This window comes from Aeromonas sp. QDB23 (genome assembly GCF_027707745.1).
GTDB lineage: Bacteria > Pseudomonadota > Gammaproteobacteria > Enterobacterales > Aeromonadaceae > Aeromonas > Aeromonas allosaccharophila.
On sequence record NZ_JAPCJA010000113.1, the window covers coordinates 1 to 4,112 of the forward strand.

Here is a 4,112-nt window from a genome sequence, read left to right on the forward strand (position 1 = left end):
TATCGGTAGTGTGAAATGAAGTCCTGGCCGCTGCCCGATAATCTGCTCGGCACTCTCTGTCAGCCGCATTATAGGTAGCGTGAAATGAAATCCTAGCTGCTGGCTGGCAACGATTGTCAGCTGACAACGGGGTGATCTGCTCATCAGGGCCAGCAGGCATTCGCATTATAGGTATCGTGAAATGGAAATCTGGCTCCAGCGAACTCGATTGTCAGCTGACAACGCGGTGATCTGCACCTCAGTGGTCGCTGGCGATGACATTAGCTGTTTATTTTTATTAGTATTTTTATATAATGCGCGCACGTCCCAGTGGCACAGCTGGATAGCGCGCGCCCCTCCTAAGGGCGAGGTCGCAGGTTCGAATCCTGCCTGGGACGCCATCTCGTAACCTCATTTCACCCCCAATAATGCATTTGCGCATGCGTTGCAAGCATTATTTTGCGCTATTTCAGCGCTATTCAAATCCAAAAATGCACTTAACCAATTGTTTTTTAACGATATTTTTTATTTAAAAGCTCTTATAACCATCCCCTCCTAAGGGACAGGCCACTGGTTCGACTCCAGTCGGGAGCACCATATAAAACAAGGGGTTGGCATCTTCACGGTGCTAACCCCTTGGTCGTTTTTGGCCCCGTACCCCTCTCCGTACCCCTCCAACGAAGTTCATTGTCTCACTAAAAGTGACCGATAAGAGGTGCTTATTCACGCGCCCTTAGATACCAAATGATTATCATTACAATAATTTACAGATATATGTTATCTCCATGAACCTACCCAAGGGACTGCTCTATGCAGTCCCTTTTTCATTGGAGATCTCCCATGGCTCACCTGATCGACACAATGGCCTACACTGGCCAAACCCCTTGGCATGGCCTTGGCAATGTCTTGCCCCCGCAACAATCTCTCGATATCTGGCTGCAGGCTGCCGGAATGGATTGGACCATCGAGCAGAGCGACGTGATGTTTAACGTCGCCTCCGATGCACTCCATATCCGCCCCTACAGCGACAGCAAGGTACTTTATCGCTCCGATACCCTTGCCCCCCTATCGGTGGTCTCAAGCCGCTACAACGTGGTACAGCCTCACGAGGTACTGCACTTCTATCAAGACTTGGTAGAAGCCGGTGGCTTTGAGCTGGAGACTGCAGGCTCGCTCAAAGGTGGCCGCAAGCTGTGGGCACTGGCCAAAACCGGTAAGGATCTCAAGCTAGCAGGCGGTGATTTGGTGAAGTCCTATCTGCTGCTGGCGACCAGCTGCGACGGCACGCTCTGCACCACGGCGCAGTTCACATCTCTGCGGGTGGTCTGCAACAACACCCTGCAGATGGCACTGCGGAGTGCTACCGGTGCCATCAAGGTGCCCCACTCCACTCAGTTCGATGCCGCTGCCGTCAAAGAGTCGCTCGGACTGGGACTCTCCCATTGGGATGAGTTCAAAGTCCAGACCAAGGCGCTGGCACAGCGGCCCGTGGCCCCCGAAGAGGCACTGCGCTTTTTCAGCGACCTGCTGGCGCAACCGCGGGATGAGGAGAACATCATTCTCACAAGGCCGGTACAACGGCTGCATGAGCTCTATCAGGGCGCAGGTATGGGCTCAGAGCTTGCCAGCTCCCGCAATACAGCCTGGGGGTTGGTCAATGCTGTCACCGAATACGTGGATCACCACCGCCGTGCCCGCAGCCAAGATCACCGGCTCGATTCCGCCTGGTTTGGTCAGGGCGCCCAACTCAAATCCCAAGCCCTGAGCCAAGCACTCACTCTGCTGCAGTAATTCCGCTTCCCCATTCAAACCGCATAACGACCTCACCCGGACTGGCGCAAGCCAATCCGGGCGTAGCCATTTATGCCGTTAACAAGGAGTCGTCATGAAAGCAAAATCCAAATACGGCCAGGCCCTGCGGCTGGCCTCCACTACCCAATTAACCCGCGAGCAGTGGCTCGCTATCCGCAAACTCGGCATTGGCTCCTCCGATGCCGCCGTGGCAGTGGGACTATCCCCCTACAAATGCCCGCTCAGCCTGTGGCTGGAGAAGACCGGCCGCAAGGAGCCGGAGGATATCTCCCATAAGGAAGCTGTGCTGTGGGGCATTGAGCTGGAACCTGTGCTGGCGCAGGTCTATGCCAAACGCACCGGCTTTCGTGTACGCCGAGTCAATGCAGTACTGCAACATCCCGAGCAACCCTTCATGCTCGCCAACCTCGATCGGGAGGTGGTCGGCCATCCCGATGGGCCGGGCATTCTGGAGATCAAGACCGCCAGCTATCACAGCGCCCCCCAGTGGGAGGAAGGTGTGCCGGTTGCTTACCAGTGTCAGGTACTCCATCAACTAGCCGTCACTGGCCATGCCTGGGCTGAGGTAGCAGTGCTGATCGGCGGCCAGGATTTTCGGATTTACCGCATCGAGCGCGATGAGGAGAAGATCCAGGATCTCACCGAGCGGGAAGCGCAGTTCTGGCAGATGGTGCAACAAGACCAGCAGCCTGAGCCTGACGGCTCCAGTGATGCCGCCAATGCCCTGAGCTGGCTGTTTCCGCGTGACGATGGCCAGACTGTGGATCTCTCCGATTCTCCCGAGTTCAACCAGCTGTTTGGGGAGCTACTGCGCTTGCGTCAGCAAAAGGAAGCTGTCGAGCAACAAGAGTCACAACTCAAACAGCGGCTGCAAGCGACCTTGGGTGAAGCGACAGCCGGGCTGTTTGCCGATGGCAAGATCACCTGGAAGCGCAGCAAAGACCGGCTGGCGCCGGATCTGGATAAGCTCGGGCAAGATCATCCCGACCTGCTCACCCGTTACGTCAAACCGGTGCCCGGCGTGCGCCGTTTCACCATTCAACCCTTGAGGCAAACACCATGATCAAAGGACTGGCGATAACCCCGCCCGTGATCGGGCGGATCTGCATCGGCAAGCTGGTGCAAAAACAGGATAAGTGGGTACCGGAGAAGGACGACAGCTTCACCCTCACCACCCAGATACAACAAAAAGGGGGATGGTTGCTCCATCCCCTGCACCAACACTACTCATCGCAAAAGAGTGGCCAAGGACAGGAGCAGACCAAGATCCGCGCCATTCCGGTGCGAGTGCTGTTCAACGACAGCGACCTGAACCTGCGGGCCGAATACAGCGCCTTCGACCGGCAGACCGGACGGCCACTGTGTGTCGGCAATGGGGAGGTGGCGAGACGCGTCGGCGCACAGGGGATGGAAGAGGTCGGTTGTCCCGGCCCGGAACGCTGCCCCTACGGTCAGCAACAGGGCTGCAAGCTGTATGGGCGACTGAACCTGTTTGTGGAGGGACAGGGGGACGAACTCGGCAGCTTTATCTTTCGCACCACCGGCTACAACTCGGTGCGCACTCTGGCGGCGCGGCTCAAGTACCTGGAGGCGGTGAGTGGCGGCCTGACCCGCTATCTGCCGCTGACGTTGCGGCTGCGGGCCAAGAGCACCACCCAGTCCTACCGCACCCCGGTCTACTACGTGGACCTGACCCTGCGCGACGAGCTGACGCTGACCGAGGCGGTCGGTCAAGCACGGCAGGAAGCGATGCAGGACGAGGAGGCAGGGATGACGATCAGCGAGATGGAAGCGGTGGCACGGGCGCTACTGCGCAACGGCCAGTTCGAGGAGGTGGATGAAGAGGTGCCGCTGTTGCTGGAGGAGTTCTACCCGGAGACTGAGACGACAGAGGCACAATCTGCCTCACCGCCGATGGCAACGGAAGCGACGCCAGCACGTCTCCGCCCTCGTTCCTCCCCCCTGACCAACAAGCTGGGCAAAGGCGCGGATCCTTCACTCTCTCGCGCCTGAGCCCGCGATTCCCGACGCTCAGAGTCGGGAATCGCGATAACCCCTTTCAAATCAACTCGTAGCGGTACATCTGGCTACGACCTCATGACGGGGCGTCTGTCACAAAACAGCCCCGTTCTTATCCCCATCGCTAGTTTTGAGTCAATAGATCAAGGTACACTGACACCCCAGGTCAAAAGCCTCAAAGAGACCTTATTGACCTGAAAAGGGTGGGAAATAGCTGAAAAAGGTTGTCGTTTTCAGAAGGCGACTGCACGAAATATCAGGAGTCGGCTGCACTGCCAGAACTGGCCGCCTGCAAGGCAGCG

3 protein-coding genes and 2 tRNA genes are annotated in these 4,112 nt (G+C 57.4%); all 5 read left to right on the forward strand.

Going from position 1 to position 4,112, the window contains the following annotated elements:
- Window positions 1-303 precede the first annotated feature (303 nt).
- Window positions 304-380, forward strand: a tRNA-Arg gene (locus PG888_RS22480).
- Between the two features lie 106 nt (window positions 381-486).
- Window positions 487-576, forward strand: a tRNA-Arg gene (locus tag PG888_RS22485).
- Window positions 577-819: 243 nt separating this feature from the next.
- Entirely contained in the window at window positions 820-1,770 is a 951-nt protein-coding gene (locus PG888_RS22490) for a DUF932 domain-containing protein (RefSeq protein WP_101617129.1), read from the forward strand.
- Window positions 1,771-1,864: 94 nt separating this feature from the next.
- The gene (locus tag PG888_RS22495; protein WP_182939013.1) at window positions 1,865-2,854 is read left to right on the forward strand and encodes a YqaJ viral recombinase family nuclease; all 990 of its coding nucleotides are present in this window, start codon (window positions 1,865-1,867) and stop codon (window positions 2,852-2,854) included.
- On the forward strand, window positions 2,851-3,804 hold the full coding sequence (locus tag PG888_RS22500) for a recombination directionality factor (RefSeq protein ID WP_182939012.1): 954 nt from the start codon (window positions 2,851-2,853) through the stop codon (window positions 3,802-3,804). Before PG888_RS22495 ends, PG888_RS22500 begins: the two co-directional genes overlap by 4 nt.
- The last annotated feature ends 308 nt before the right edge of the window (window positions 3,805-4,112 follow it).